At 67.2% G+C, this 26,379-nt stretch carries 21 protein-coding genes and 3 pseudogenes; 14 read left to right on the top strand and 10 right to left on the bottom strand.

Annotated elements, in window-relative coordinates; all coding sequences use genetic code 11:
• Positions 1-48 precede the first annotated feature (48 nt).
• From ABZ851_RS33440 to ABZ851_RS33425, 4 genes are read right to left on the bottom strand one after another with little or no spacing between them, the layout of a single operon-like run.
• The gene (locus ABZ851_RS33440) at positions 49-1,821 is read right to left on the bottom strand and encodes a non-ribosomal peptide synthetase (protein WP_361135814.1); all 1,773 of its coding nucleotides are present in this window, start codon (positions 1,819-1,821) and stop codon (positions 49-51) included.
• 20 nt (positions 1,822-1,841) lie between these two features.
• A complete protein-coding gene (locus tag ABZ851_RS33435) occupies positions 1,842-2,564 on the bottom strand; it encodes an SDR family oxidoreductase (RefSeq protein WP_361135811.1) in 723 nt (240 codons plus the stop codon).
• Entirely contained in the window at positions 2,561-3,346 is a 786-nt protein-coding gene (locus ABZ851_RS33430) for an IspD/TarI family cytidylyltransferase (RefSeq protein WP_361135808.1), read from the bottom strand. The genes ABZ851_RS33435 and ABZ851_RS33430 overlap by 4 nt, the downstream gene beginning before the upstream one ends.
• A 32-nt stretch (positions 3,347-3,378) precedes the next feature.
• Positions 3,379-4,731, bottom strand: coding sequence for a condensation domain-containing protein (locus ABZ851_RS33425; RefSeq protein ID WP_361135805.1), 1,353 nt, complete (start codon positions 4,729-4,731; stop codon positions 3,379-3,381).
• Between the two features lie 200 nt (positions 4,732-4,931).
• On the opposite strand from ABZ851_RS33425, the gene ABZ851_RS33420 reads away from it, so the two are divergent.
• The 3 genes from ABZ851_RS33420 to ABZ851_RS33410 are packed head-to-tail and all read left to right on the top strand — an operon-like array spanning position 4,932 to position 8,921.
• Positions 4,932-6,215 (top strand): ATP-grasp domain-containing protein, encoded by a 1,284-nt coding sequence (locus ABZ851_RS33420; protein WP_361135802.1) that lies wholly within the window; start codon positions 4,932-4,934, stop codon positions 6,213-6,215.
• Complete coding sequence (locus tag ABZ851_RS33415; protein WP_361135799.1) at positions 6,212-7,546, top strand: MFS transporter; 1,335 nt, start codon at positions 6,212-6,214, stop codon at positions 7,544-7,546. The genes ABZ851_RS33420 and ABZ851_RS33415 overlap by 4 nt, the downstream gene beginning before the upstream one ends.
• A gap of 37 nt (positions 7,547-7,583) precedes the next feature.
• Positions 7,584-8,921, top strand: coding sequence for an ATP-grasp domain-containing protein (locus ABZ851_RS33410; protein WP_361135796.1), 1,338 nt, complete (start codon positions 7,584-7,586; stop codon positions 8,919-8,921).
• 709 nt (positions 8,922-9,630) lie between these two features.
• Here the strand turns inward: ABZ851_RS33410 and katG are convergent.
• Together katG and ABZ851_RS33400 are read right to left on the bottom strand one after the other, a co-directional pair.
• Entirely contained in the window at positions 9,631-11,820 is a 2,190-nt protein-coding gene (katG, locus tag ABZ851_RS33405) for a catalase/peroxidase HPI (protein WP_361135794.1), read from the bottom strand.
• 778 nt (positions 11,821-12,598) lie between these two features.
• Positions 12,599-13,708 (bottom strand): hypothetical protein, encoded by a 1,110-nt coding sequence (locus tag ABZ851_RS33400; protein ID WP_361135791.1) that lies wholly within the window; start codon positions 13,706-13,708, stop codon positions 12,599-12,601.
• A gap of 554 nt (positions 13,709-14,262) precedes the next feature.
• On the opposite strand from ABZ851_RS33400, the gene ABZ851_RS33395 reads away from it, so the two are divergent.
• From ABZ851_RS33395 to ABZ851_RS33355, 9 genes and pseudogenes are all read left to right on the top strand, one after another.
• A complete protein-coding gene (locus tag ABZ851_RS33395) occupies positions 14,263-15,096 on the top strand; it encodes a PIG-L family deacetylase (RefSeq protein WP_336054526.1) in 834 nt (277 codons plus the stop codon).
• Between the two features lie 368 nt (positions 15,097-15,464).
• Positions 15,465-15,896 carry a DUF998 domain-containing protein gene (locus tag ABZ851_RS33390; RefSeq protein ID WP_361135787.1) on the top strand — a complete coding sequence of 144 codons (432 nt, stop codon included), beginning with the start codon at positions 15,465-15,467 and terminating at the stop codon, positions 15,894-15,896.
• A gap of 175 nt (positions 15,897-16,071) precedes the next feature.
• Positions 16,072-16,509 carry a hypothetical protein gene (locus ABZ851_RS33385; protein ID WP_361135784.1) on the top strand — a complete coding sequence of 146 codons (438 nt, stop codon included), beginning with the start codon at positions 16,072-16,074 and terminating at the stop codon, positions 16,507-16,509.
• A 376-nt stretch (positions 16,510-16,885) separates the two neighbouring features.
• Positions 16,886-17,389 carry a hypothetical protein gene (locus tag ABZ851_RS33380; RefSeq protein WP_361135781.1) on the top strand — a complete coding sequence of 168 codons (504 nt, stop codon included), beginning with the start codon at positions 16,886-16,888 and terminating at the stop codon, positions 17,387-17,389.
• Positions 17,386-17,826 carry a hypothetical protein gene (locus tag ABZ851_RS33375; protein WP_361135778.1) on the top strand — a complete coding sequence of 147 codons (441 nt, stop codon included), beginning with the start codon at positions 17,386-17,388 and terminating at the stop codon, positions 17,824-17,826. The genes ABZ851_RS33380 and ABZ851_RS33375 overlap by 4 nt, the downstream gene beginning before the upstream one ends.
• 647 nt (positions 17,827-18,473) lie before the next feature.
• A pseudogene (locus ABZ851_RS33370) lies at positions 18,474-18,685 on the top strand (2-polyprenyl-6-methoxyphenol hydroxylase); the annotation flags it as partial.
• Position 18,686: 1 nt separating this feature from the next.
• Positions 18,687-19,057, top strand: a pseudogene (locus tag ABZ851_RS33365) (amidohydrolase family protein); the annotation flags it as partial.
• Positions 19,054-19,340: pseudogene (locus ABZ851_RS33360) on the top strand (VOC family protein); the annotation flags it as partial. The pseudogenes ABZ851_RS33365 and ABZ851_RS33360, both read left to right, overlap by 4 nt.
• Positions 19,341-19,416: 76 nt before the next feature.
• The gene (locus ABZ851_RS33355) at positions 19,417-19,689 is read left to right on the top strand and encodes a hypothetical protein (protein ID WP_361135775.1); all 273 of its coding nucleotides are present in this window, start codon (positions 19,417-19,419) and stop codon (positions 19,687-19,689) included.
• A gap of 302 nt (positions 19,690-19,991) precedes the next feature.
• Here ABZ851_RS33355 and ABZ851_RS33350 read toward each other — a convergent pair whose 3' ends face one another.
• The gene (locus ABZ851_RS33350) at positions 19,992-20,291 is read right to left on the bottom strand and encodes a DUF6342 family protein (protein ID WP_336049079.1); all 300 of its coding nucleotides are present in this window, start codon (positions 20,289-20,291) and stop codon (positions 19,992-19,994) included.
• A gap of 265 nt (positions 20,292-20,556) precedes the next feature.
• On the opposite strand from ABZ851_RS33350, the gene ABZ851_RS33345 reads away from it, so the two are divergent.
• The gene (locus tag ABZ851_RS33345; RefSeq protein ID WP_361135771.1) at positions 20,557-20,685 is read left to right on the top strand and encodes a hypothetical protein; all 129 of its coding nucleotides are present in this window, start codon (positions 20,557-20,559) and stop codon (positions 20,683-20,685) included.
• Positions 20,686-20,919: 234 nt separating this feature from the next.
• Here ABZ851_RS33345 and ABZ851_RS33340 read toward each other — a convergent pair whose 3' ends face one another.
• The 3 genes from ABZ851_RS33340 to ABZ851_RS33330 form a co-directional block, all read right to left on the bottom strand.
• Positions 20,920-22,557, bottom strand: a complete 1,638-nt coding sequence (locus ABZ851_RS33340; RefSeq protein WP_361135939.1) for an NAD(P)/FAD-dependent oxidoreductase — start codon at positions 22,555-22,557, stop codon at positions 20,920-20,922.
• Between the two features lie 117 nt (positions 22,558-22,674).
• Positions 22,675-23,466 carry a nitrilase-related carbon-nitrogen hydrolase gene (locus ABZ851_RS33335; RefSeq protein ID WP_361135768.1) on the bottom strand — a complete coding sequence of 264 codons (792 nt, stop codon included), beginning with the start codon at positions 23,464-23,466 and terminating at the stop codon, positions 22,675-22,677.
• Positions 23,459-24,751, bottom strand: coding sequence for a M20 family metallo-hydrolase (locus ABZ851_RS33330; protein WP_361135765.1), 1,293 nt, complete (start codon positions 24,749-24,751; stop codon positions 23,459-23,461). The genes ABZ851_RS33335 and ABZ851_RS33330 overlap by 8 nt, the downstream gene beginning before the upstream one ends.
• A gap of 407 nt (positions 24,752-25,158) precedes the next feature.
• On the opposite strand from ABZ851_RS33330, the gene ABZ851_RS33325 reads away from it, so the two are divergent.
• The gene (locus tag ABZ851_RS33325; protein ID WP_361135761.1) at positions 25,159-26,325 is read left to right on the top strand and encodes a helix-turn-helix domain-containing protein; all 1,167 of its coding nucleotides are present in this window, start codon (positions 25,159-25,161) and stop codon (positions 26,323-26,325) included.
• Positions 26,326-26,379 lie beyond the last annotated feature (54 nt).

Genomic DNA, 26,379 nt, shown 5'->3' with positions numbered 1-26,379 from the left:
GGTGCTCGATGGCCGGGAGGTCGTCCCGGGCGGGGGCGCGGCCGCCGCTCAGAGCCTGTCGACGGCCGCGCGGTACTCGCCGAATCGCGGGTGGTCGAAGACCAGGCGGACGGGGACCGGCTTACCGGTCAGCCGACGGCTGTGCATCGTCATGCGGGTGGCCTTCAGGGAGTCCCCGCCGAGCGCGAAGAAGGTGTCCTGCGGGGATATATCCGGCACGTCGAGAACCTCCTTCCAGAGGGTGAGGAACGGGTCCTCGCCGGGCTTCTGCGGGGCGTTCGGGGCGGGCGTCGCGGTGGCGAGGGACAGCAGGGCGCGGACGTCCGCCTTGCCAGTGGCGGCCATCGGGATCCGGGGGACCGGAGCGAGCACGGGGATCATGTGGTCCGGCACGATGTCCGAGAGCTGCCGACGCACGTCGTCCGGCGTCGTGTCCGGCGCGGTAACGACCCAGGCCCGGAGGGTCGCGGAGGCCTCGGAACGATCCAGGGCGACGGCGACGTCCAGGACTCCGCCGCACTTGCGCAACGAGGCTTCCACCTCGCCGAGTTCGACCCGGAACCCACGGATCTTGACCTGGTCGTCCGCGCGGCCCAGGAACTCCAGCTGCCCCGCCGGGTCGAGCCGGCCGAGGTCCCCCGTGCGGTAGGCACGGACGGTCCGGGCTTCGCCGGGAACCCGGATCTCGACGAATCGCCGTGTCTCTTCCGGGGTTGCCCCCAGATAGCCGTGTGCGAGCTGGGGGCCGGCGACACAGATCTCGCCCGTCTCGCCCTCGGGTACCGGTTCGAGTGCGTCATCGAGGAGGTGGATGGCGCAGCCGGGCCACGCCCGGCCGATCACCGGCGTCCGGCTCCCGCGGACGGCGGCCCCCGCCACGTCGACCGTGCACTCGGTCGGACCGTAAAGGTTGTGCACCGCCACCCCCTTGAACGACCGGAGCGTCGACCACAGGGGAGCGTCCACCGGCTCCCCGCCCAGGACCAGGACGGTCAGTCGCTCCAGCACCTCGCGGTGCCCTGCCAGCAGGAGGGACCGAATCTGGGTCGGCGTCGCGTCGAGCGCCTCGATGGCGTGGTCCCGCAGAAAGCCCGCCAGACGATCCGGGTCGCGGCGGGTCGCCGCGTCGAGGAGGTGCAGCGTGCGGCCGTGTGCCAGGTGGGCCAGCTCGGAGAAGTAGGCGTCCGTGGTCATCGGGTTGTTGAGCGCGACCTGGCCCGTCCACGCAGGAAGCGGGCCGTAGACGGAGTCCTCATGGGCCCGGTCCAGGTGGGCGAGAGCGCCGTGTCCGACCAGAACGCCCTTGGGCTCTCCGGTGGTTCCCGAGGTGAAGATGGTGTAGGCGGACCTGTTGAGGTCCGGGGCGGGCAGGTCCAGCGGGGCCGTAGCGGGCTCGGCCGCGATTGGGTCGCCGTCTCGGCCGACTGCCAGGACGGGAATGCCGAACCGCTCGGCCTGCGCCATCAGCTCCAACGGTACGACGAGCAAGGCAGCTCGAGTCACCGTCAACATATGCAGCGTCCGGTCGGGCGGCGCGGCCGGGGAGAGCGGGAGGTACGTGCCGCCGGCGTGCCAGGCGGCGAGGATCGTGGTGGGAATGGCCGCGCCGCGGGGCAGCATGGCGGCGACGGTCCGCTCGGCGGTGATGCCTGCGCGATGCAATGCAGCGGCCAGCCGGAGTGAGCGGGCGTGCAGTTCCTCGTAGGACTGCGACCTTCCGGAACTGACCAGGGCGGGTTGCCCGGGCCGGGTGCGGGCGACACGGGCGATCTCGGCGTGGAGCGCCCGCGGGGGTACGGAGGTGTCGAGCTGGTCGGTCATCTCACCGGGTTCCGTCTCGGTCAGTTCTCGGAGGCGACGCTGCGCATGCTCCACAGCAGCGTCCGCATGGATGGGGGTTGCGCCAGGGCGTACACGATGGCGTCGGCGACGTCCTCGGCGCGCATCATCGTCGTGAGCTGCGGCATCTCGGGGGTGCGGCCCCGGCCCATGGCGAACTCGGTGTCGGTGGCGCCCGGGCACATCGCGGTGACGCGGATGCCAAGGGGGCGCAGTTCACGGTCAAGCGATCCGGCGAGTCCGACGACAGCGTGCTTGGTGGCCGCGTACACCGCCTCGTCCGGTCGGCCGCGCAGCCCAGCCACAGAGCTGACGAGAACGATGTCACCGCCGCCGCGCGCGGTGAGCAGGGGGACCGCCTGGCGGACGGACCAGACCGTGCCGGTGAGATTGGTGTTGATGAGTTCCTGCACCTCTACGTCGGACAGGGCGAGGATGCCGCCGTAGGCTCCCACGCCAGCGTTCGCGACCAGACAGTCCACGCCGCCGAAAGCGTCCACCGCGCAGGAGAAGAGTTCCTCGACGCGCTCGGGGGAGCGGATGTCCACCTCGGCCCATGCGACCCGTTCGTTGCCGAGTTCGTCGGCGATCTCCTTGAGCCGGTCGCCGCGTCGGGCGCCGAGGACAACCTGAGCGCCGAGCTGGTGGAGCCGGCGTGTGGTGGCGGCGCCGATGCCCGAGCTGGCCCCCGTGATCACGGCTACTGAGCCGCTCAGGTCCCTCATTTGGCGCCTCCCCGGCCGGACAGGACCGTCTGCGCATGGGCGTGGACCGCTTGGGCCAGCATCAGGTCCTGTTCGAACGTGATCTTGAAGTTGGACGCGGTGCCTGGTGCCGTGACGACGGTGCCACCGAGGCGGCTGACCATCCCGGCGTCGTCGGTGTGTGTCGTTCCCTCCCGCAGGGCCTCCTCGTAAGCGGCTCTCACGCAGTCGCGATGGAAGACCTGTGGGGTCTGGGCGGCGCGCAGGGTGCTGCGGTCGAAGGGCTCAGCGAGGAGCGGTTCCTCGGCGGCCAGGTGCACGCTGTCCGCCAAGGGGAGGACGGGCACCACACCGCAGGGGTGTGGTGCCGGCCCGGGGCTCTGGGCCGTGGCACGGAGGCTGTCCAGAAGCCGGTCCACGGTGCCCGGCTCGGTGAAGGGGCGTGCGACGTCCGTCACCGCGACCCATTCCGGTCCCGATGGGAGGGCGGTGACCCCGGCGTGCGCGCTGGCCTGCCGGGTCGGCCCGCCGGGGACGACCCGGACCGGCACCTGCGGTTGCCTCGAGTCGATGAGTTGTTCGAACTCCTCGGTCAGGCCGTCCGGCGCGGTCACAGCGATGGCAGTTACTGTGCGGTTGGCGGACATTGCTTCCAGGACGTGCAGAAGCAGTGGCCGGCCGCCGAGTTCGATGAGGGCCTTGGGCCCGTGGCCGAGGCGTTCTCCTTGCCCGGCGCCCAGGATGACGACCCCTGCGGTCCAGGGTTCGCCGAGCGTGTACGGATGGTGGTGTGGCAGCTTCAAGTTTCCCCCGTAGTGATGTGTGTTCGGTGGTGTCAGGTCGGGTTGTCGTCCGCCTCTGTCAGATATCCCCGCACCTTGTTCATTAGGTTCGCGACGGTGTCCTTCGCGTACCGGCCGGTGGAGTAGCCGGCCCGCAGCACCATGAGTTCGTCGCCGGGCTCCAGATCGACGCTGATCCAGGGGAGATCGCCGTAGGCCGCTGTCTCCGGGGGCCAGAAGTGGGAGACGTCGAGCCCCGGCAGTTCGGGCGGGGCCGGGGCGGCCTCGACGTTCAGGTGGACGTAGGGCTGGTCCGGACGTCGGTCACGTGCCTGGGGCGCCAGCCTGTCCAAGAGGACCTCGAAGGGCATCATGTCGTGTTCGAGCGATTCGAGCATGGCACTGCGGGTCCGGTCGGCGATGTCGAGGAAGCCGTCCTGTGCGGGAGTGGGGACCCGGAGCAGCACGCGATTGTTGAGGTAGCCGATCATTCGCTCGCCGCCGTCGAGGAAGCGCCGGGACGATGGGTGCAGCAGGCCGGACTCGTCCTGGCCGGTGACATCGCGCAGTGCCGTCACGACCGCGGAGGCGGCGAGAGCGGTCAGGGAGATGTATCCGTGCGGAAAGCTCCGTTGCCGCTCCAGAACGTTCCTCGTGGGGAGGACCGCCCTCCACTCGGCACCCCCGCCGGGGCTCCGTTCGGTCCGTATCGGAAGCCGGGTCGTGGGGAAGGGCCCGAACCCGTCCCATATTTTCTTCCAGTGGGTGAAGGCCGCGTGGGCCTCCGCACCGACGAGCCAGTCGCGCTCGTAGGTGCTGAACTCCGAGAAGTCGGAACCCTGTTCGCCGGGACGGGAGCGCTCCCGAGAGCCTTCGTGCGGCGCTTCGGAAAGCTGCCGGTAGGCCGTCCCGAACTCGTCCAGGAACACGCCGACAGAGGCTCCGTCGAAGACCAGGTGGTCAATGGCCACGGACAGGGACCATTCCTGTTCGTACCGCATCAGAAGAGCTCTGAAGAGGGGGTACCGATCCGGCGCGAAAGGCTCCTGGAGCCTGTGGAACGCCGCCTCCTCCACGTGTGCCCGTTGTGCCTGGGGGACTTCGCGCAGATCGATGGTCTCGGTGGGCCATTCAAGCTGATGCGGATTCAGGCATTCGGCGCTGCCGTCGACGCACGACGCGGGGAAGTAGGTCCGAAGCGCGGTGTGCTGCTGCACAACCCGGGTCAGTGCCCCGTGGAGCAGTTCAGGGCGTACGGTCCCTTTGAGCCGCAGTCCGAACGAGACGGGTGGCTTGCGCCACTGGTCCGAGCCGCTGGCCAGGGCGATCCGGCCCAACTGATTGCGGGTCATGGGTATCTGACGGGAGCCCGTCGGGATGGGGTGGGACGGTGAAGCGACTGTCATGCCGATGACCTCTCAACGAGGCTCGCCAAGGAGGCAAGCCGGGTAATCGTCAACAGCCGTCCAACGGTGTCGACTTCAGTCACATCAGCAACGACTATAGGCTAACGTCACAGAAATCACAGGAGGATTGATCAAGGAAGTCACTGTCCGGTCCGGTCGGTTGATCACCGCTTGACGGCAGTGCGAAGACGGGGGGCTTCATGTCCGGTGAGCGCGTTCTGCTCCTCGGGGGCAAGGCGGACTTCATTCGTAAGGCGGTGGAGTGCGGCCTGGAAGTGGTCAATATCCAGAAGCCCAGTGGCTTCGCCCCCGCCCTCCTCGAACACTGCGGCCAGCTCCACGTGCTGGACTACCAGGATGTGCCGCTCGTGACTGCCGTCGCGGAAGCAATACACCGGGTGCGGCCCTTCACTCGCGTACTGACGCAGACCGAGGCCGCTCTCGTGGTGGCCGGCCATCTCACGAGCCACTTGGGCCTTGCGGGAAACGGGGTGGAAGCGGTGCGCATTCTGCACGACAAACGGGCGTTGCGAACGCTGCTCAACCACAAGGGAATCGGCGAAGTCGCTTTTCTGCAGGGGGCCGCGCGAGAGGATGCACAGGACTTCGTGCGCCGGCACGGTGCGGCCGTACTCAAACCCGCCATGGGCTCCGGAAGCCTGGGAGTCAGAAAGGTCCGCTCTCCCGCAGAGGCCGATGAGGCCTGGCAGTGGGCGGACCGCTCGGGCTTGACCGACTTCATGATGGAGGAACTGCTGGCCGGCCCGGAGTTCAGCGTGGAGACTTTCTCCATAGGCGGCGAACACACGGTGCTGTGCGTCACCGGCAAGGACACCGCGGCGCGCTTTGTCGAGGTCGGCCATGTGGTCCCCGCGCCGCTGCCCACGGAGACGGCCGAGGAGATCGGCCGCTTCGTCCGGAAGGTCCTGGACGCGGTCGGGCTGATCGAGGGGCTCGCGCACACCGAGGTGATGCTCACCCCGGACGGGCCGCGTGTGGTGGAGTCCCACAGCCGACGGGGCGGCGGGCGCATCAATGAACTGGTGCAGCTCGTCCACGGCATCGACATGGATGTGCTCGCCCTGAAGGTGGCGCTCCCGGGTCAGAGGGTGCCGACGGTTCCCGCTGCGACGGGCGCCGCCGCCACGCGCTTCGTCATGGCAGAGCCGGGCCGCGTGACCTCCGTCGACGGTGTTGCGGCCGCGGCCGCACTGCCGGGCGTACGGGAGGTCAAGGTCGGAGTCGCTCCAGGTGACGTGGTTCGTCCCACGCAGTGGTCCGAGGACCGGTGCGGTCACGTCGTGGTGTACGCCGAGGACTCCGCGGCCGCGGAGCGGCTTGCCCGGCAGGCCGTCGACGCCATTGTCATCCGTACCGTCCCGGACGACGAGGCGATCGCCGCACCCCTGCACCACCGGCTGGCCGAGGTCGACGAAGTGCTCGATCCCTTTGCCTCCCGAGAGGGCCGGCCGGTGAACACGTGATCGCAAAATTGCGTGCCGCAGTGCCGTCGTGTGGACCAGCCAGGACTCTCGTACTCAGCGGATTCAGCGGTTCGATCGGAACCGGTCTGTTTCTCGCGGGCAGCATGCTCTTCTTCACTCGGGGTGTGGGGCTCTCACCGTTCCAGGTGTCCCTGGGGTTGTCGCTCGCGGCTGTCCTCGGGATGATCGCCTCGGTCCCCGTGGGCAGCCTGGCGGACCGCGTGGGGCCGCGCAGGGCCCTTATCGCCCTGCACATATGGCGCGTCGTCGCCTACAGCCTGTACGTCACCGTGCACAGCTTTGCCGCCTTCCTGGTCGTGGTGTGCGCGACGACGATGGCCGACAAGGCAAGCCCGTCCGTCAACCAGGCCATGGTGGGCACCCTTTTCGACCAGCAGGAACGGCTGCGGACGATGGGCTTTCTGCGGGCGGTCCAGAACGTCGGGCTGTCCTTGGGCGCCTTGATCGCGGCGTTCGCGCTGCCATGGGATTCGCGGTCGGCCTATGACACCCTCGCGCTCGGGAATGCCGCCTCGTACGTGGTGATGGCGTTCCTCATCTGGCGCATCCGCGGAATCGACAGCGGCCGGGCGGCATCCGCGAAGGCGGCCGTATCCGCGAAGACAACGGAGAACTACGCGGTCGAGGCAGCACAGGCCACGGCCGCCAACCCGTTCAAGGAGCTGCCCTTTCTGGCGCTCAGCGGACTCAACGGTGTGCTGGCACTGCATGACACGGTCCTGTTCGTGGGGCTTCCGCTATGGATCGCCCAATTCACGCGCGCGCCGGTGTCCCTGGTGAGCGTCGCACTGATCCTGAACACCCTAATCACGGCGCTGAGTCAGACGTGGTGGACGCAGCTGGCCGACACCACGGCCAAGGCGGTGCGGGGCATGGTCATCGCGGGCCTGGTACTGGCGCTCGCCGCCTTGTCGGTCGGCCCCGCCGCCCACGTCGGCACCGGGACCGCATGTGTGCTGCTGCTGTGCGGGGTTCTGTTGCTCACGGTGGGCGAGAACCTGCACGCCGCGTCAGCCTGGGCGATCAGCTTCGAACTCTCGCCGGCCACGTCCCGCGCCAGATACCTCTCGGTGTTCGGCCTCGGACAGTCGACGCGGGACCTGGTGGGCCCGGCGCTGATCACCACCGTCGTCATCGGAATGGGCACCTGGGGATGGATCGGACTGGCAGCGCTCTTCACGCTCGCCGGTGCGGCATCCCGTCGCGCCGCACTGTCCGTCGAACGGATCCGGCAGATGCGGTCCGCGCAGACGGCAACGGACCCACCCACTGAACGCATGCAACCCCCGGCCGCGCCCTCCCCTCTCTGACGTGGGGATGGGGCGCAGTGATGTGAAAGGAACCGCATTGTCCGAATCAGGCCATCGGCATCTGTTGTTCATCGGCGGTGGACTGGACCTCCCCGTGCGCGCCCGTTCGCTCCGGCCGGATCTGCGCACCAGCGTGATCTGCCGGCGGGAAGTCCTGTCCCACCTCGTCGAACCGGAGAAGATCGAGCGGTTGATCGTGCTGCGGTCGGACGCCGCTGTCGAGGAATGGGTGGCGGCCGCCCGGTTCATTCATCAGGCCGACCCGGTGGACCGCGTCTTCAACTTCACAGAAAAGGACACCGACAAGACCGTGGCCATCGGTGCCGCACTCGGGCTCCCGACCCCCGCAGCCGACACCTACCGCGTGATCGCCCACAAGCTCGACATGCGGTGGCGGCTCTCGCAGCGCGGCGTCGACGATACGCAGGCCCAATTGGCGGAGAGCGCACATGATGTCGCGGCTTTCGCGGAGCGCGTGGGGTTCCCCGTGATCTGCAAGCCGGTGCAGGGGGTGGGAAGCCGTGGGGTCACCCGGATCGACTCGAACGCCGACATCGACGCGGCCCTGGCCTGGGGCGCGGAGGCCGTCGAGTCCCTGGACCGGCGAGAAATGATGGTGGAGCAGTTCCACAGGGGAGTCGAATTCAGCGTCGAATGTCTGAGTGAGCGGGGCCGCCACGTGGTCGCCTGCATCACGCAAAAGATCTCCGAACGCGAACACTTCGTCGAGCTGGGCCACGTCCTGCCGGCCCCGCTCGGCGACACGGACCGCAAGCGGATCGAGAGCGTCGTGGCGGACATGCTCGATGCCCTGGGCGTCACGGACGGAGTGACCCACACCGAGGTCATCGACACAGGTGACGCCGTCCGTATCGTCGAAACCCATCTCCGGCCGGCGGGCGACGAGATCCCCTACATGCTGGAGAAGGCGTCCGGCATCGACCTCATCGACGCCCTCGCCCGGCAGAGCGCGGGACTGCCCGCTCTCGACATGGTCATCGGGCGACTGGAGAGCGCCGAGCCGAACCGCTATGCCGCCATTTGGTACGTGTGCCCGCCAACGGCTGGTGAGATCCGGGACATCGAGGGGCTCGAAGAAGCGCGCGCCCTGCCCGGAGTCTGCGAGGTGTCCGTCCTCCGCGGCGTCGGCGAACGGCTCACAGGGCTGTCGGCATCTGCTGCTCGGGCCGCCTACGCCTGGGCTGTCGGGTCCTCCCCACAAGAGGCGCTGGAGCGAGCCCGTGCCGCGGCCGAACGACTGGCCTTCACTGTCTCAGTATCGGGCCTTCCGGCCGTCCCCGCGGATCTGGATCTCGGCGGCGACGTGCCGAACGGAGAAGTGGCCGTACCGAAGGGAGAACAGCGAACGTCCTAGGAGTGTCCTGAAGTGCAGCGTCTGCATGTTTTGCAGGCGATACGTGGGGCGGGCACCGGCCGCCGATGTCAGTCGTGAACGGCCGAGGCCCTGGTCGGCTAGGAGATGTCTTCAAATGATCTCGGATGGTGGATCTTGGTCGGGTGATACATCCAGCCCGGCCGGCGCAGTCTCCTTGTACTTGTTGTGCACGTGAGGCGCCTCGGATCCGACAGGTGTCACCGAGTATCGTGCAGGTTGCCTTAACGGAGGTTGGCGGACACCAACGTCGACAACCCGAACCGCCAGGTGCGGCTGAGTTTCCTGGGCTGACCAAGACCGTCCCAGGGGTGGCCGCGAATCCTCCGTACCTTGCAGGCCCGAAACGGGAGAGACCTTGCGCGGTACGGACCTGGAAATGATCGAACGCCCCTATGACGGTTGCGGAAAGCGCCTGCTCGGCGTGCGGCGGCTGTCCCGCATGAAGCTGGCCTGTCGTCCCCGGAGCGTCAACGGGAAGACGTGCTGACAGCCGCGGCATCTGTCGGTGGGCACATCATCGGCTGGGCTGATGACTGGGAGGTATCGGGAGCCACGGACCCCCAACAGCTACCACGTCCGCCTCGGCCCCACCCTCGAGGGTGGCCCCCTCCTGGCCCGCTGGTAACCGCCCTGGCCGGACCCGAGGATGTCCCGGCCGGCCGATGGCGGGCCGACCTGGACATCGGGCTCAGGCGAGGTCGAACCGGTCGAGGTTCATCACCTTGTCCCAGGCTGCGACGAAGTCACGCACGAACTTCTCGCCCGCGTCCTGGGACGCGTAGACCTCCGAGACGGCTCGGAGCTGGGAGTGCGAACCGAAGATGAGGTCAACGGCGGTGGCGGTCCACTTGATCTCGCCCGTGACGCGATCCCGGCCTTCGAAGACGTTCTCAGCCGATGCCGACGCCTTCCACTCCGTGCCCATGTCGAGCAGGGCGGTAAAGAAGTCATTGGTCAATGCCCCCGGTCGCTGTGTGAAGACGCCATGGGGGCTTCCCGCGAAGCCGGTGTTCAGGGCGCGCATACCGCCCATCAGCACGGTCATCTCGGGAGCGGTCAGCGTCAACAGGCTGGCGCGGTCCAGCAGGAGCGTTTCCGGCGACAGCTTCTCTCCCGCCCGGAGGTAGTTGCGGAACCCGTCCGCCCTGGGTTCGAGCACGGCGAACGACTCCACGTCGGTCTGCTCCTGCGAGGCATCCGTGCGTCCGGGGGCGAAGGGAACGGTGATGTCGTGCCCGGCGTTCTTCGCCGCCTGCTCGACGGCCGCGCATCCGCCCAGGACGACCAGGTCGGCGAGGGACACTTTCCTTCCGCCGGTCTGTGAGCCGTTGAAGTCCTGCCGGATCTCTTCGAGCGTCCGCAACACCTCGGCCACCTCGGGCAGGTCGTTGACCTCCCAGTCCTTTTGCGGCGCGAGTCGAATCCGTGCCCCGTTGGCCCCGCCACGCTTGTCGGTGCCGCGGAAGCTTGAGGCCGCCGCCCAAGCGGTGGTGACCAGCTGGCGGACGGACAGTCCCGAGGCGAGAATCCTGCGCTTGAGGTCAGCGATGTCGTCGGTGGCGACCAGTTCGTGATCGACCTCGGGGACGGGGTCCTGCCACAGCTGGGGCTCGGCAATCCAGGGGCCGAGGTAGCGCGAGAGCGGTCCCATGTCACGGTGCAGCAGCTTGTACCACGCCTTGGCGAACGCTACCGCGAGCTCGTCCGGGTTCTCGTGGAACCTCTTCGCGATCGGTCTGTAGACCGGGTCCATCTTCAGCCCGAGGTCCGTCGTCAGCATCATGGGAGCGTGCCGCTTCGACGGGTCATGGGCATCCGGCACCGTGTTCTGGGCCGCGGCATCCTTCGGAGTCCACTGCTTCGCCCCGGCGGGGCTCGTCGTCAGCTCCCAGTCGTACCGGAACAGGTTGTCCAGGTACTCGTTATCCCACTTCGTCGGCTGGGAGGTCCATGCGCCCTCCAGTCCACTGGTGAGCGCGTCGGCGCCCTTGCCACTGCCGTACGTGTTCCTCCAGCCGAGGCCCTGCTGCTCCAGCGGACCCGCCTCGGGCTCCGGGCCGATGTACGAGGGATCGACCGCACCATGACACTTGCCGAACGTATGTCCGCCGACGATCAGCGCCACCGTTTCCTCGTCGTTCATCGCCATCCGTCCGAATGTCTCGCGGATGTCCCGGGCGGCAGCCAGCGGATCCGGGTTGCCGTTGGGCCCCTCCGGGTTGACGTAGATCAGACCCATCTGGACGGCACCGAAAGGACCGGTGAGTTCCCTGTCGCCGGTGTAGCGTTCATCTCCGAGCCAGGTGTCCTCGGGCCCCCAGAAGATTTCCTCGGGTTCCCAGATGTCCTCCCGCCCGAAGCCGAACCCGAACGTCTTGAACCCCATCGATTCCATCGCGCAGTTGCCGGCGAAGACCAGAAGGTCGGCCCAGGAGAGTTTCCGTCCGTACTTCTGCTTGACCGGCCAGAGCAAACGGCGCGCTTTGTCGAGGCTCGCGTTGTCCGGCCAGCTGTTGAGGGGTGCAAAGCGCTGAGCACCGGCGCCGCCACCGCCCCGGCCATCGGCGATGCGGTACGTTCCCGCTGCATGCCAACTCATCCGGATGAAGAGCGGCCCGTAGTGGCCGTAGTCGGCCGGCCACCAGTCCTGCGACGTCTTCATCACCTCGAATACGTCGCGCTTCAGCGCGTCGACGTCGAGGGTCGAGAACTCTTCCGCGTAGGTGAAGTCCTCGTCCATCGGATTGGACCTGGACGAATGCTGATGGAGAATCTGAAGGTCCAGCTGATTCGGCCACCAGTCCCGGTTCGTCCTGGGCCGGGTCGGGGTGGGGGCCGGGGAAGGGATTACTGGGTTCTCGCTCTCGCTGCCGGACACGTCCGTCCTTCTTCCTGTCTCGAAGATTCCTTCTGCTGGCTACTGGCTGCTTGCTCTTGACGTTGGTTTGTCTCGTGGTGTCGAACACTGCGACCCGCGCTCGCAGCGCGCATGGCGCCCGCCGGCGGGAACCGCCTGACCGGACCCGCGGCAGTCAACGCGGGCTACCGGCCGGCGGGAACCCACCCTCATGCACGACGCCGGTGATCGATCCTGTGTCGGCGTCCGTATGGTCGCGCATCGCAGGCCGCACCGTTACGAGAACACGCTGAGCACCCTGCGTAACAAGCACTCGAAGGCCGAAGGCGAGGTGGGTGCGCTCCGACGGGTACGCCATCAGCCTCGTCAAGCGACGCGGCCGGCGGGTCGGTGAGGTGCCGTCGGCAGGTAGAGCGACATCATGTGGTGTGGCGGGGCGAGACGACCTCGTGCGGCACCCCGGTCGGGATCCACCGGGCGCGCATGGAGGGCACGGCCCACCGCCGGGAGTCCGCGCCGACCGTGAGGGTTCCGCGTCACGCCAGGCCAGCTGGTGTGTCCGGGGCGGGAGCGCTGGGTGAGCCGGGTTCCCGCAGGTATGGGGGCCGCGGGCGGGCGGGGTTACCGTGCGGTTCACCGAGTACCCGGAGCGGTGCACGGGTTCCTCGCCATACCGGGCGTGGAGAAGCAGACCGAGAATGCCCGAGCGGAGATCCTCGGATCCTCCGCTCGGCCCTGGCAGAGCAATGGTGGGACACGCTCGATCGAGCAACCACCCGAGGCGTGTCCCACTCTGTGCTCAATGAGCGGCGCGGCCTCGGCCCTTCGGTGTGGTGGAACGTTCGATCAGAGCGTTGATCTTCGTGTCACTGTGCTCATCCATCGGCATGGCGTAGTCACCGACGGCCCAAAAGGTGCCGGAGTCACCGGCCGGCGCGAGGTCGTAAAAGGTGTACGACGGCCAGCTGGTGTCGGCGTCCGGAGCGAGTGCTCCGGCCTGCTTGGTCCACTTCGCGCCGTCGTAGTGCCAGATGAAGGGCTCGGACCCCACTTCGGCGCTCCTGTCAGACCCGGTGGCCCACAAACCACCCGCGCCATCGGAGGAGAGGGCATCGAGGTGCATGTCGGCGAGCGGACCGGTGACGTCTCGCCAGGCGGTTCCGTTCCAGTGCATGACGCCGGGGACGGGCGGGGCGGCGTGCGTTCCGTAGGCCCAGCCGCCGACGTACACACTGCCAGGCGACTTTGCAACGATTTGCACGGCATCCGTGCCCTTCTTCAAGGGCGGTTGCGGCAAAAGGGTCCAGGTCGTGCCGTCCCAGTGGTAGACGACGGGATGGCCGTCGTCCACGGGGTACTGCATGCCGGTCGCGTAGGCGTTGTCCGCCGACAAGGCGTCGATGTCCCTGATGTCGACGAGATACGGCAACTTGAAGGTCTGCCAGTTCCCGTCGGCGTAGGTGTAGAGGGCCTTTCCCCCCTTGAACAGGCGCCCGGGGACGGCGTCGAGCGGAACCTCCGGCCAGGATCTGTCGAGGGCGCCCACGGTGGGCACGCTGCTCCAGCGATCGCCGTCATAGTGCACGAGAGTCTGGCCGTCCTCGTCCGACCCGTACGCCCACACGTCTTTGGCGGAGACGGCGCTCACCGCCGACCACTGCCGTACGTCCGGCAGCCCCGGCGTGGTATCCGCACGCCAGCTCCGCCCGTCCCACCGCATGATGATGCCGCGCGTGGCCTTTCTGCCGACAGCCCAGGCATGATGCGCGTCGGGCGCGGAGACCGACATCAGAGACTCTGCCGCGCTGTCACCCGAAAGCGATAGCTCCCACCCCGGCGCCGTGGCCGCCGCCACCCCCGTGCCTCCTGTGGTGAGCAGTGTCGCCCCAAAGGCCAGGGAGACGGCCATGGCGCGCACCAAGTGCCGTAAGTGCATCAGCGGGTCCTTCCTACACGTCGAAAGTCACGGGGATCGCGTCCGGCAGGGAAGCCGGACGAGGTACGAGACCCACGGCAGTCGGTGATGGTTGTACCGGAATGCGCTGATCACGCATGGGCCGAACGGCACTCGGTGCGGTTGTGGGCGATTTTGGCGGCGCTCCAGTCATCCATCGCGAACGAGACTTCCGCGAAAGCCAGGCCGTTTGAGAACGCCGGTCACAGCCGACCTCAAACGATCCGGCAACCGCTCTGGTCAGCAACTCACCACACGCCAGACACAGTGCGACAGGACAGCAGGTCGCGCTCGAACCTCTTTCGCGCAAACCCGAAGCCTGGAAGGCCATGGCCGCGGCGGGAACAGTGGTCAGGCCGGCACGGTTACATCGACCGAGGGACCGGCGCCGCACGGGCGGGGAACACGGAGGCCACGAGGTCGTCCGCCCCACCAGGAGCCGGGCCCGGGGTCGCGGTACGCCCGCCGCGTGTTCGGAGCAAGACGTATGTCTGCAGGAGGAATGTTTCATGACTGGTCGGCCCTTGACGCTCATGGCAGTACACGCCCACCCTGACGACGAGGCCACCGGAACCGGAGGGGTCCTCGCGCGGTACGCGGCAGAAGGCATCCGCACGGTTCTCGTGACGTGTACCGACGGCGGTTGTGGTGACGGGCCGGGGGGTGTCAAGCCGGGCGACCCCGGGCACGATCCGGCGGCCGTCGCCTTGATGCGCCGTCAAGAACTCGAGGCGAGCTGCGCCGCCCTGAAGATCAGCGATCTGGAGATGCTGGACTACGCCGACTCCGGAATGATCGGCTGGCCGAGTAACGACGCCCCAGGATCCTTCTGGCAGACCCCTGTGGAGGAAGGCGCCGCCCGGCTCGCGGAACTCATGCGGCACTACCGGCCCGACGTGGTCGTCACCTACGACGAGAACGGCTTCTACGGCCACCCCGACCACATCCAGGCTCACCGCATCACGATGGCGGCGCTGGAGATGACCGCGCTGACACCGAAGGTGTACTGGACGACGATGCCCCGCTCGGGGATGCAGCGGTTCGGTGAGATCATGCGCGAGTTCCATGAGGACATGCCGGAGCCGGATCCTGCCGAGGCCGCCGCGATGGCCGAGATCGGCCTCCCCGACGATGAGATCACCACGTGGGTGGACACCACCGCATTCAGCAGTCAGAAGTTCGATGCGCTGGCCGCGCACGCCAGTCAGGGCGAGAACATCTTCTTCCTCAAGATGGGCAAGGAGCGGTTCGGCGAGTTGATGGGCATGGAGACCTTCGTACGTGTCAAGGACGCCACCGGCGCGGCCGTACCCGAGAACGATCTCTTCGCCGGACTGCGCTGACCGGCCCGTCCGACCGAGGTCCGGAAAAGCTCATCGGCCGCGCGACGCGATCGAGCGGACGCACCCGGAGGCTTGTCCACGCGAGTTGCGCTCCGGCAGCCCGCGTCCGGGCACTCGCCGACGGCGTCGACGGGTGCCCGCGCTGCTGACCCGACACCGCGCTCGTCCCCAAACCGGCAATCAACCGCACAGGTGGGAGGCCTGCGGGCTGCTGACTCGGAAGGTGCGCGGCAGCCCAGGTCACAAGCTCGGCGGTCTGCTCCGATCAAGACAGACCGCCGAGGAAGCGACACGAAGCTGAGGCTCCTATGTCCGACAGGCCGTGAGACAGCGGAAGAAGCAACAGGGCACGACTGATATAGAAACCCTTGACATGTCGTGATTCAGCCGGAATTGACGCTGCGTCGGCTCAGATCGCTCGCCCTTGGCCGCGCCGGTGGGCACAGACCGTCAACTTCCTCTTCACGGGGTTGCTGTCGCTGCTCTTCGCCGTGGGCCTGTGGCGTGCTGGGCCTTCCCACTGGGGTGCACTGCTGATCGGCGTATGGGCGGTCGGTCTGCTGGGCGCAGGCGCCTTCCGTACGGATCCGGTGAGCGGTTACCCAGTCGGCACCCCCGATCAGCTTCAGCACCCCACCCGCGTCGGTGCTCTGCATGACCTGTTCTCCCTCATCGGATTCCTCGCCCTTGCCGTAGCCTGTTTCGTCTTCGCGGCACCTCAACCGCCACCTTCCTCGGCTCGTACAACTATAAATTCAAGGTCATCTCGCGAGACTCCAAGACAGGAAAAGCCAAGATAGATATCCAGATCAAGAACGACACCACCATCACCTCCTTTACTCACCTACCGGGGCCCGCCCAGAAATGTATTGAGAAATATGTCGGCAACCCACTCACCTATATTGCGGATCGGTTCGATCTTCCGCTTAGAACGAAGACGCAGTTCGCATATTGGGAGGAAGAGGTGAACTTGCGATGAAGAAAGCCATGGTGCTGTCCGTACTCTGCGTCGCATTGGCGCTCGCCGGTGGGGGATTCCTCCTTTACCGCGCAATCGACTCCGGAGCCATCACCGGAGGCTCGGCCGAACGCACTGAACTAATCGGCTCCTGGCACGCCCCGAATGGAGCCCAGGTGACTCTACGCAAAGACGGCACCGCTGAAGGAATTAAGATTCCTGGCCACTTCTCGGACGACGAGAGGCCACAGAACCCCGTCACCGGCGAAGGAAAGTGGACCTTGGAGAAGTGCCGCACCTTCGTAGACCAGGAGATCACTGTCGTACTCAACACCGGACCCGGAAAGCGCTCAACCATCGAATTTCGGATCGTGGACAAGGGAGCCCGGGGTGGCATCTACCGCCCCATTTCCGTGGAGTCCTCAAGTATGTTCGTCTTCAAGAAGCCTTACTAGGGCTTGATCCTGCATAAGGGTCCGCCAGCAAGCTGGCGGACCCTTATGCACCTCGAGGTGCGGCTCTTCGGCGTTCGGCCAGGGTCCATTTCGCCGCCATCCACGTCGCCATAGCCCAGCAACTCATCGCCGAAGCCGCCGGAACGGCCGCCACCGCGCAAAAGAACGCAGCGGAAGCAAGGGTCGTCGCGGGCAAGGCCAACAAGGCCGCAGCTGACGCTGAAAAGTACAGCAAAGAGGCAACGCAGGGGGCCGGCCAGGCGAACGAATACGCCAAGCAAGCAAGCATGCAACGGAAGCCGAAGAATCGGCAGCCGCCGCCAAGCCGGATGCCATAGGCCTCGGGTTCCAATGGCTGTTCGGCACCGGAAACAAGGTGGACTTCTTCACCGCCGGAGACGAGTTCACCGAGCAAATCCGCAATGATCATTCGATGGACTACGTCCGCGCAGAGATCGTCACGAAAATCCGGAACGACGATCCGGACCATTTCCTTGGCGGTTATAGCGTCATGAAGCTTGAGGGCTGGCCTCGACTGCTATCGGACGCCACGGATGTACTCTCGCTCGGCTGGACAGGAACAGCCAAGAACCGGGCCTCCGGCGGGAAGTTCGGCACCTCAACCGCCACCTTCCTTGGTTCATACGGCTATAAATTCAAGGTCATCTCGCGAGACTCTAAGACAGGGAAAGCCAAGATAGGTATCCAGATCGATAACAACACCACCATCACCTCCTTTACTCGCCTACCGGGGCCCGCCAAGGAGTATATTGAGAAATATGTCGGTAACCCACTCACCAGTATTGCGGATGCGTTCGATCTTCCGCTCAGGACAAAGCATCAGACCGTTCATTGGGAAGAAGAGGTGAACTTGCGATGAAAAAAGTCATCATGATTTCCGTGCTCTGCGTCGTACTGGCGCTCGCCGGTGGAGGGTTTCTCCTCTACCGCGTTATTGACTCGGGGTTCTTCACTGGTGCCTCCGCAAAGCGGAGCGAACTGATAGGTACCTGGTCCGGACCCCGGGGGGCACGGGTAACCCTGCATGAAGACGGCACGGCCGAGGCGGTAAAGATTCCAGCTGGCTTGGTCGGCGAGACACCCGTAGGTTCCACCACCGGCGAGGGGACATGGACCCTACCGAAGAGGCCAACCTCCTTGGCGGATCAGCAGATCACTCTCGATCTCAAAACGGGTCCAAAGATCCGCGCACTCATAGATGACCTTTACGTCATGGGTAAGGGAGCCAAGGACGGAATCTACATCCAAACCGAGGAGGATTCACCGAACAGATTCGTTTTCAAGAAGTCTCCCTAGCGTATGTCGTTGCCGTCGCCTTCAGCTGACGCCATGCACGGCAGTGGTCAGCGATTTCGTGCTGGACATAGGTGACGCAAAGGGAATCGTGAAATACTAGGCTTCGATCTTGCAATAGGGTCTGCCGACCTAATGACAGCCCGTCATTTACCTCAATTAAGAAGCATGAAGTTTCGGTTTCTATGCGTCCGAGCCTGACCACAGTTGACCCTCATGGACTGGGAGGGCTGGGGCACCGCCCCCTCTGGCTACGACGCTGCGAACTTGTACCTGCACTCCCTGCCCCTGCCGGACCTTGCAGAACGGGTTCGCAAAGAGTTCTCCCACATCCTGGACACCTCCAACCGGCCGAGTCGGCGAGCTGACCGCCTGGACCGAAATCCTCCCGGCAGCACCCCGCGTGCCGTTCTACGCCGATCTGGCCGACGCCGTAAGGGGCCGGAGGGAGACCGCCGCCAAGCCCTGGAGGCGGAGGCCCAACGTCTGCGTGTCAAGCCGCTCGCCGCGGTCTACGCGGCACAGCATCCGAGCGCTGTGAAGGCCGCGGTCGCGGTCGACGGGGCCGCCCGCGAAGCCGCCCTGGAAGGGCTCGCCGAGTGGCGCCAGCGCCAGCAGGAGGAACAGGACGCGGCCGACCGGACAGCGGCCCGCCCAACCTCGCCCAGGGGGCCGCCCTCTCACTGGAGGACGCCTGGGTGCTCCCCGGCATACTCGCCGCGGCGGACACCTGGGACGACGCCCTGCTCCAGGCGTATTACGAGCGCCGGATCAACCGCGTCCGCCCGGTGGTGGAAGCGTCGGTGCAGATCGGCCAGGGCAGCTGGACGGCACCCCGGACACGGACATCCCCGGCCTCATTGCTGATCGCCGCCCACGGTGGCGGCTACCTGCCCACCCACATCGGCCGGGCCGACCACGCGTGGCGGGCCCGCACCGACGCCGCCGCGGACTGCGCCCACGCGCCCAGCAGTTACCTGCGGGGGCTGTACTTCGACTCCCTCGTCCACGACCCGCACGTCCTGCGGGAGCTGGTACGGGTCGCGGGCGCCGACCGGGTGCTCCTCGGCTCGGACTTCGCCTTCGACATGGGGCCCAGGACCCGGCCGGTGCCCTGCGCGCGGCGGGCCTGTCCGACACCGACCGCCACCGAGTCCGCGGCGGCAACGCCGCCGCGCTCCTCACGCTCCCACCGCCCCAGCCGTCCAGCCCTGAAGAGGAGACAACCCCATGAGCGCACGTCTGCTCACCCACCTGCGGCACGTCGGCCTCGCCGTGCCCGACTACGACAAGCAGCTCGATTTCTACTCCGGCCTCTGGGGCCTGACCAAGGTCGCCGAGGGCTCCGGCATCTCCTTCCTCGCCGCCGAAGGCTCCCCCGAGCAGTACGTGGTCCGACTGCGCAAGGCCGACGAAAAGCGCCTCGACCTCGTCTCCTACGGGCCGCCCACCCCGCCGACGTCGACATCCTCGCCGAGCGGCTCCTCGCCGGCGGCGTGCAGTTGATCACCCAGCCGAAGCCGGCCGCACCCGCGGCAAGCTCGTCCTCACCCTCCCCAACTGACCGCCCCGGCGCGGACTTTGGAGCCGCACGTGTACTACGAGATCCGCCGCTATCAGGCACAGCCCGGTCGCCGCGAGGAATGGGTGCGCTACATGGAAGACGTGGTCATCCCGTTGCAGGCCTCCCTCGGCATGGCGACCGCCGACCGGCTGGCTGTGCCGCTGCACTTCCACCCGCAGACGCCGGTCCAGTCGGTCATCGACGCCTATTGCTCGAACCTCGTAACCCCTGTGGGCCCTGTGCCGGCCGGAGCCGGACTCGGCTGCACTACGACCTCGGCATCCTCCCCGCCCTGTGGGTGATCGCCTGACACCGGGGCGGGGGCGTGGAGTTCTACCTCGATCGCACCTGCCTCTTCGGCGAGGCGGGAGGGCGGCTGGTTCACCCACCACAGCCCTCGAGCGACAACGGGCTACTCGCGGCCGCCCTGGTTTCCGTGCGCATTCAATCCTGTCTTGGGCTTCGGTGGGGGGCGGTGGCAGAGTCTGCCACCGCCCCCCCTTGGTTCTTCAGTCGGGCTTGAACGGCTGAATGCGGTTCGCCTCCATGCCCGTTTGAAGCCGGCCCCCGCTGATGCCTGAGGGGGGTGGGCTGTCTTGCCCTTCTAGTACGACAGGTCCTTCTGGTCGGTGATCAGGCGGCCGGCGATGTGCAGGTTGCCGTCGGAGTCGAGTACCGCGATGACCTTCTTCGTGGAGCCGTGGTGGGTCGTGAAGTAGATCTTGTCCGCCTCCTGCGAGGTGGAGTAGTTCGTGTTCACGGACAGCTCGATGCTCACCGGAGAGCTGATGAGCACGTCCTTCTTGGGTGAGGTCGGGTAGATCTGGTTCTGCCGCAGTTTGATGCGGCCGTGGGTGTCGCCCTCGTCCCAGTCCGTCGCCAGTCCAAGATCGATCTCGGCCATGTGGCTTCCCCTCCAGTTCAGGCGGACCGCTACTCCGCTCGCAGGTCTCCAGCCACGTCGCTCCATGTCTGCAGTCCGGCAAGGGCGCGCCCCGCTCCCCCAGTGAAAGAACTTTCCGGCCCGGGCGCGTCGCAACACTTTCCGAGCCAGTTCGAGAACCTACACAGCCCGTTCACCTGATGGGGGCAAACGCCATGGATAGCCATACAATGACCAAAAACATCGTCAGATGTCTGAATAATTGCGTACCGGGAGCGAAGGGGAAGTGGCCGCTCGGCCGCTCCGTGACAGCAATCCAGCTCCTCCGGTCGAGTGCGCCTGCGTCAAGGCCAAGGTCAAGTCGGACCGGAGCGCCGTGGTGGGGGAGAAGGACGAGAACAACGCCGGCCGTTAGAGCCGTTGCGGTACCGCCACGCGCCCGAGAGAACGCGGCCATCGTGTCCTGGCTGCACGGCACCGAGGTGTGCCGGGCAGAGGTGGCCTTGATGGACGGTACATCGCCCGACCTGGCCACCTTCGTCACGCTCACACTCGCCACAGTTTGCTCGGGCTCGCCCCGGTGCACCCCAAGCTTCCCTGCGGCGAGCTCGTCACCGGCACGCAGCGCGGCGCGCCCTGGCCAGAGCTCCTACGCAAGCCTGATCGGCTTCAGTTCGTCGAAGCGGTCGCCCGGTCCCGGGTTGGCCGCGCTGGTCTTGCCGCCCAGCTGGGTCATGACGCCCCAGACGGCGTTCAGACCGGTCGTGACCGCGCCTTCGGCCCAGCCGCCGGTCCAGGACACGTCGTCGCCTGCGAGGAAGATTCCGCGGTGGGCCGGGTCGAAGCAGTCCTGCATGAAGTGGGTGTAGAGGCGCTCCTGGTAGCGGTAGTGGCCGGGCAGGTTGTCGCTGAAGGCGCCCATGAAGTCCGGGTCGTTCTCCCAGGAGATGGTGACGGGCTCGCCGATGATGTGCGACGCGATGTCGACGTCCGGGTAGATCTGCTTGAGGGAGTGCAGCATCAACCGCACGCGTTCGTCGACATCGAGCGGCAGCCACTTCAGCGCATCGTCGTTCCAGGTGTACGACAGGCAGATCAGCGCCGGCTTGTCGGGACCGTCGTCCAGCAGATACGTGCCGCGCGTGAGCCGGTCCGTGAGCGTGGTGCTGAGCACATGCTGACCGGTCTCGGCGTCGACGTCCTTCCAGAAGGGCCGGTCGACGACGACGAACGTCTTGGACGACTGCATGTAGTGCATCCGCTCGATGGCCGTCCACAGCTGGTGGCTGAACAGTGATTCGTCGGTGTCGATCCGGGCGGACAGCAGCCATGACTGGCAGGTGGCGATCACCGCGGGGTAGGACGACGTCCTGCCCCACCGGTCCGTGACCTCGATATGGCTGCTCCCACCGTCTGCCCGTCGTATGCTCCGCACGGCGCCGCGGGGCGAGCCGCCGTGCAGAGAGGCGAGACTCGTTCCGGCGGGCCAGTGTGCGAGCTGCTCGGGGCTGTGCTGCCACAGGAGCTGGGGGAGGCGCTGGGCACCGCCGACTATGCGCTGTTGGTCGTCCTCGGCGCCTACGTAGACCACGCGCAGGATCTCCAGCATCGAGTCGGGGAAGTTGGTGTCCCAGCCACCCGTGCCGAAGCCGACGAGCCCGAACGCCTCGCGGTATTCGAAGGGGAGGGCGGAGAACGCCTTGGAGGTGGCGAGGTAGTGCGAGAAGGACATGTCGTCCAGGACAGGCACCAGCTCGTTCCAGAGCTTCTTGATCGTGGCGTGGTCGCGGGCCGCGATCGCCTGCTGCATCGTGCTGAAGTGGGAGCGTTCCTCGAGGCAGTCCTGCCAGGCCGTGGCGACCTCATGGAACAACTGCGGCAGGTCGGCAGGGGTCTCGGCGTAGTGCTTGCGTCCGGCGATCTCGATAACGGTGCTGTCGGACGCGGGGGTCAGGGGGTTGGGGAACGGCTTGGTGCCGAGGCCGAGGAGGTCGATGTAGTGGAAGAGAGCACGGGCGGACAGGGGGAACCGCATGCCGCCGAGGTCCGCCACCGGGTGGCCGGTGCCGGGCCGGCCGGCACCACGCATTCTGCCGCCGAGTTGGGCGGACTCGTACACGACCGGCTTCAGCCCCAGTTTCATCAGCTCGTAAGCAGCCACCAGACCGGACATGCCGGCGCCGACGACGGCGACCTCCGTGCCGTGGTGCTGGGGCGGGATCGAGCCGAGCCCGTCGGGGTGGGCCAGGTACTCGTCGTAGGGGAAGGGGAAGTCCGGGATCAGCATGCTGATGCCGCTCTGCGGGGTGGTGTTCACGGGATGTCCTGAAGGGCTCGTGCCGAGTGGGCCCGGCGCGGGTCGGTGGTGCGGAAAGGGAGGGGGTGACGCTTCGAGGCAGGCCGGTCAGCCGCGCGGAGCGAGGTAGTCGGTGTCGCGGCGCGCCGCGCGCAGGAGGCGGCGGCTGACGTTGCCCGTCACCAGTTCCTCGGGTGTCTCCCCGGCCGCGACGGATCGGCCGTAGGGATCGCTGAGGCAGCTCAGTCCGGCGAAGCCGGGGCCGGCGTGGTTGGCGTAGGCGATGAAGATCTGGCTCTCCAGCGCCCGGGTGGGCACCACCATGCCGGGGATGAGACGGGTGTCGAACGGCGAGGGCCGACCGTCGGCAGGTCCGCGCAGCGGGACCGCGGTCGGCACGCACAGCAACTCGGCGCCGGACAGCGCCACCGCGCGGGTGAATTCGGGGAACTCCACGTCGAAGCAGATGCCGAGCGCCACCCGGAGCCCGTGCAGGGGAACGATGCGGGGGCGTTGCCGGCCAGGCGTGAAGTACCTGTTCTCCACCGCGCCGAAGAGATGCGTCTTGTGGTACCTGGTCAGTTCACGTCCGGTGCGGTCGAAGAGCGAGGCACTGATGAAGCGTTCGCCACCCTCGTGGTCGACGGTCGAGGCGACGAGCGCCACCCTTGTGGACCGTGCGAGGGCGGCCAGCCGCTCGCGGTACCGGGCTCCGTCGTCATCGGCGACGGCCGCGGGGTCGTAGCCGCTGACGAACAGCTCCGGCGTCACCAGAAGCTGCGCACCGCGCGCCGCGGCCTGCTGGGCGAACCTCTCGACGGTCGCAAGGTTGCGGCTGACGTCCCCGACCACACCGGTCGCCTGCAGGACCGCCACCGTCAAACATCCGAGCTCAGTCATCGAGCGTGCCCTCGCACAGTCGTCGTACCACCTCGGTCAGTACGTCGACCCCGGCACACAGGTCGGCGTCCTCGGTGAACTCGCCCTCGTTGTGGCTGACCCCCTCGCGGCTCGGGACGAACAACATGACCGTCGGCACGATGTCGTTGACGTTGATGGAGTCGTGTCCGGCCAGCGTGTGCACCGGCCGGCTGCTCACCCCGAGGGAGTCCGCGCACGCGCGAGCCAGGTCCACGCCGGCGGTCGGGTACGGACGGATGCCCCACGCGTGGGAACCGTCGACCTCGATGCGGACGTTCACCTCGTCCTCGATCACCTTGATGCCCTGCTCCAGCAACTGCTTGGACTCGGCGAGGACCTCCTCGTCGGCGGAGCGGAGATCCATCGTCAGGACGACCTGGCGGGGCACGACGACGGGGGAGTTGGGCAGCACGGTGAGCTGTCCGACGGAGGTGTGCAGCGCGCCGTCGGGGTAGCGGTCGGCCAGCTCGCGCAGCAGGACCACCAGCCGGGACGCGCCGAGGAGGGCGTCACGGCGGTCGGCGATGACGGTGGATCCGGTGTGTGCCTGCTCGCCGTGCACGGTGACGGTGAACTTCTCCGCCGCCCAGCAGGAGTGGACGAGCCCGATCGTCGTGCCGGAGTCCTCCAGGGACCGCCCCTGCTCGATGTGGATCTCGGCGCACGCAGCGGCCTTCGGCCCGGTCCCCGAACCTGTGTGCCCGATGGCGGCCAGGGCCTCGGCGACCGTCACTCCGTCCACGTCCCGGGTGGCGAGCGCGTCCGCCGCCGTCATCTTCCCGGTGAAGACCGAGCTGCCCATCATGGACGGGGCGAACCGGGACCCTTCCTCGTTGAACCAGTCGACCACCGCCAGGTTGTACCTGGGCCGGTGCCCGGCGCCGCGGCCCAGGGCCAGTCGACGGCCCGCGTGCAGGGCGGCCGCGACACCGTACGCTCCGTCGAACTTGCCGGCCAGGGGCTGGCTGTCGAGGTGGGAGCCGACCAGAACGTAAGGCGCTCCCGGGTTCCACTCCAGGAGCCCGAAGACGTTGCCGATCGCGTCGACCTCGACGGTGAGACCGTACTGGCCCAGCAGGGTCGTGAACCAGGCCCGCGCCTGGGCGTCGGCGACGGTTGCGGCCTGCCGGTCGACGCCTCCACCAGGCGTCTCACCGATCCGGCTCAACGAGCGGAAGTCCCGCAGGAACAGGTCGGCGTCGGAACCCGTGGTGAGGTGTTCGCTGCGCATATGCGTGGTCTCCTGAACAGTCGGATCAGTCATGCAGGAAGGGGGCGGGGGAGGAGCCGCCCCGGCTGCGGCGCGGTCGTCCGCGAGCGCGGGGGCGGCCGAGGCGGCTCAGGAGACGAAGGAACCAGAACCTGGCCGGTGTGGAACGAATTCGCCGAGCGCCCGGAGAATGAAGAAGGCGAAGAGGCCGCAAAAGGCATGTTGTCTCCGTGCCCTTTTTCACAGCCACGATTTCCTCCCTTTGCCGGCGCCGAAGGGTGCGCAACCGGAAGGTTGTCAGGGGCCGGGTGAACGAACAATGAAAAGTTGCACTGCGCTCGGAGCCAAAAATTTGGCGTCTGCACAACGCCGCGTCCACGGGACGGGGAAGGGAGGGCGATGCTCGGTGCCTCTGGACGCCGTAGAATTCCGGAGCATGTGCTGGAAGGAGGGAGTCGCGCGTGTCCGATGAGCAAGAACGGCAATGGGACGACCTCATTGAGCGGACACGCAGTCGCGTGGGCGCGATGGTGGAAAAATTCCTTGCCCGCACGATGTCGGACCCTTCTTACGCCGAATCCGGCCTAACGGCGGAAGATTTGCGGCGGGCGAGTGCAGAGTCGTTCACGGCGCTCCTGGACAGTCTGCGCTCGGACGGGACCACGAGCAGACTGATCTCCATCGCCGAGTCGGTGGGCACCCGGCGTGCCCGGCAGGCCGTTCCGCTGGAAAGTCTGCTGCGGGCCGTCCGCCTGGACTTCGCGGTGCTGTGGGAGCAGCTGGCGGAACCGTCCTGCGGGGCGGACCCGGCCCTGCTGGTGCGCAACGCCGGGCGCGTGTGGAGCACGGTGGACGAGTTCGCGGCGCATGTGCAGGAGCACTATCGCGCGGAGCAACTGGCCATCGAACAGGCCAACGCCGATCTCCAACAGCAGTATCTGTCCCAGCTGTTCGCGCCGGCGAGGCCGACCGAAGCCGCCCTGGAACGGATTGCCGGCGCGCTGCGCGTCTCCCCGTCCGGCAATTTCTGTGTGGCCGCGGTCTCCCGGGATGACGGAGTCGTGGTGCGCCGGCGGATCCGTGGCGCCGCTCGGCGCGCCCACACCTTCTTCGCCTACGACATGGGCCACCACACTCTGTTCATCTGGCCGACGGACGAGGTGGCCCTGGGACGGCTCTCGCCTCGGGTGAAGGACTTCTTCACCGACGTGGCGGTCGCGGTGGCACCGGTGGCCAGAGGGCTGGCGCGAGTCCGGGAGTCCGCGGCGGCCGCCCGGGAGATCATGATCGATCTGCCGATGGACAGTTCGGACGTGGCCACCTTGTCGGACCGCTGGCGGTCGGTGACCCGGCATCTTCTCGCCGGGGTGGGATGCGATCTGGGCCAGATCGTCTTTCCGTACCTTGAGAGGTGCACGGAGCTGGAGCGCAGGAAGATCCTGGAAACCGTCAGCACGTATGTGGAGACGGGCAGCCTGGGAGACACGGGCCGCGTGCTGAAGTGTCACCGCAACACCGTGCTGAACCGGCTGAACGCGTTCGAGAAGTACACCGGCCTCGACGTACAACGGCCCTACGACGCGGCTGCCGTGATCATCGCCATGGAGTGGCAGGGCACACGGCCCTGATGGACGGTGGAGCCAACCGGCCATGCGGCGTGAGAGCCGGACGCGCCACGCCGG

Source organism: Streptomyces sp. NPDC047049 (assembly GCF_040643995.1).
Taxonomy (GTDB): Bacteria; Actinomycetota; Actinomycetes; order Streptomycetales; family Streptomycetaceae; genus Streptomyces; species Streptomyces mooreae.
This window is presented reverse-complemented; position numbering and strand designations above follow the sequence as displayed.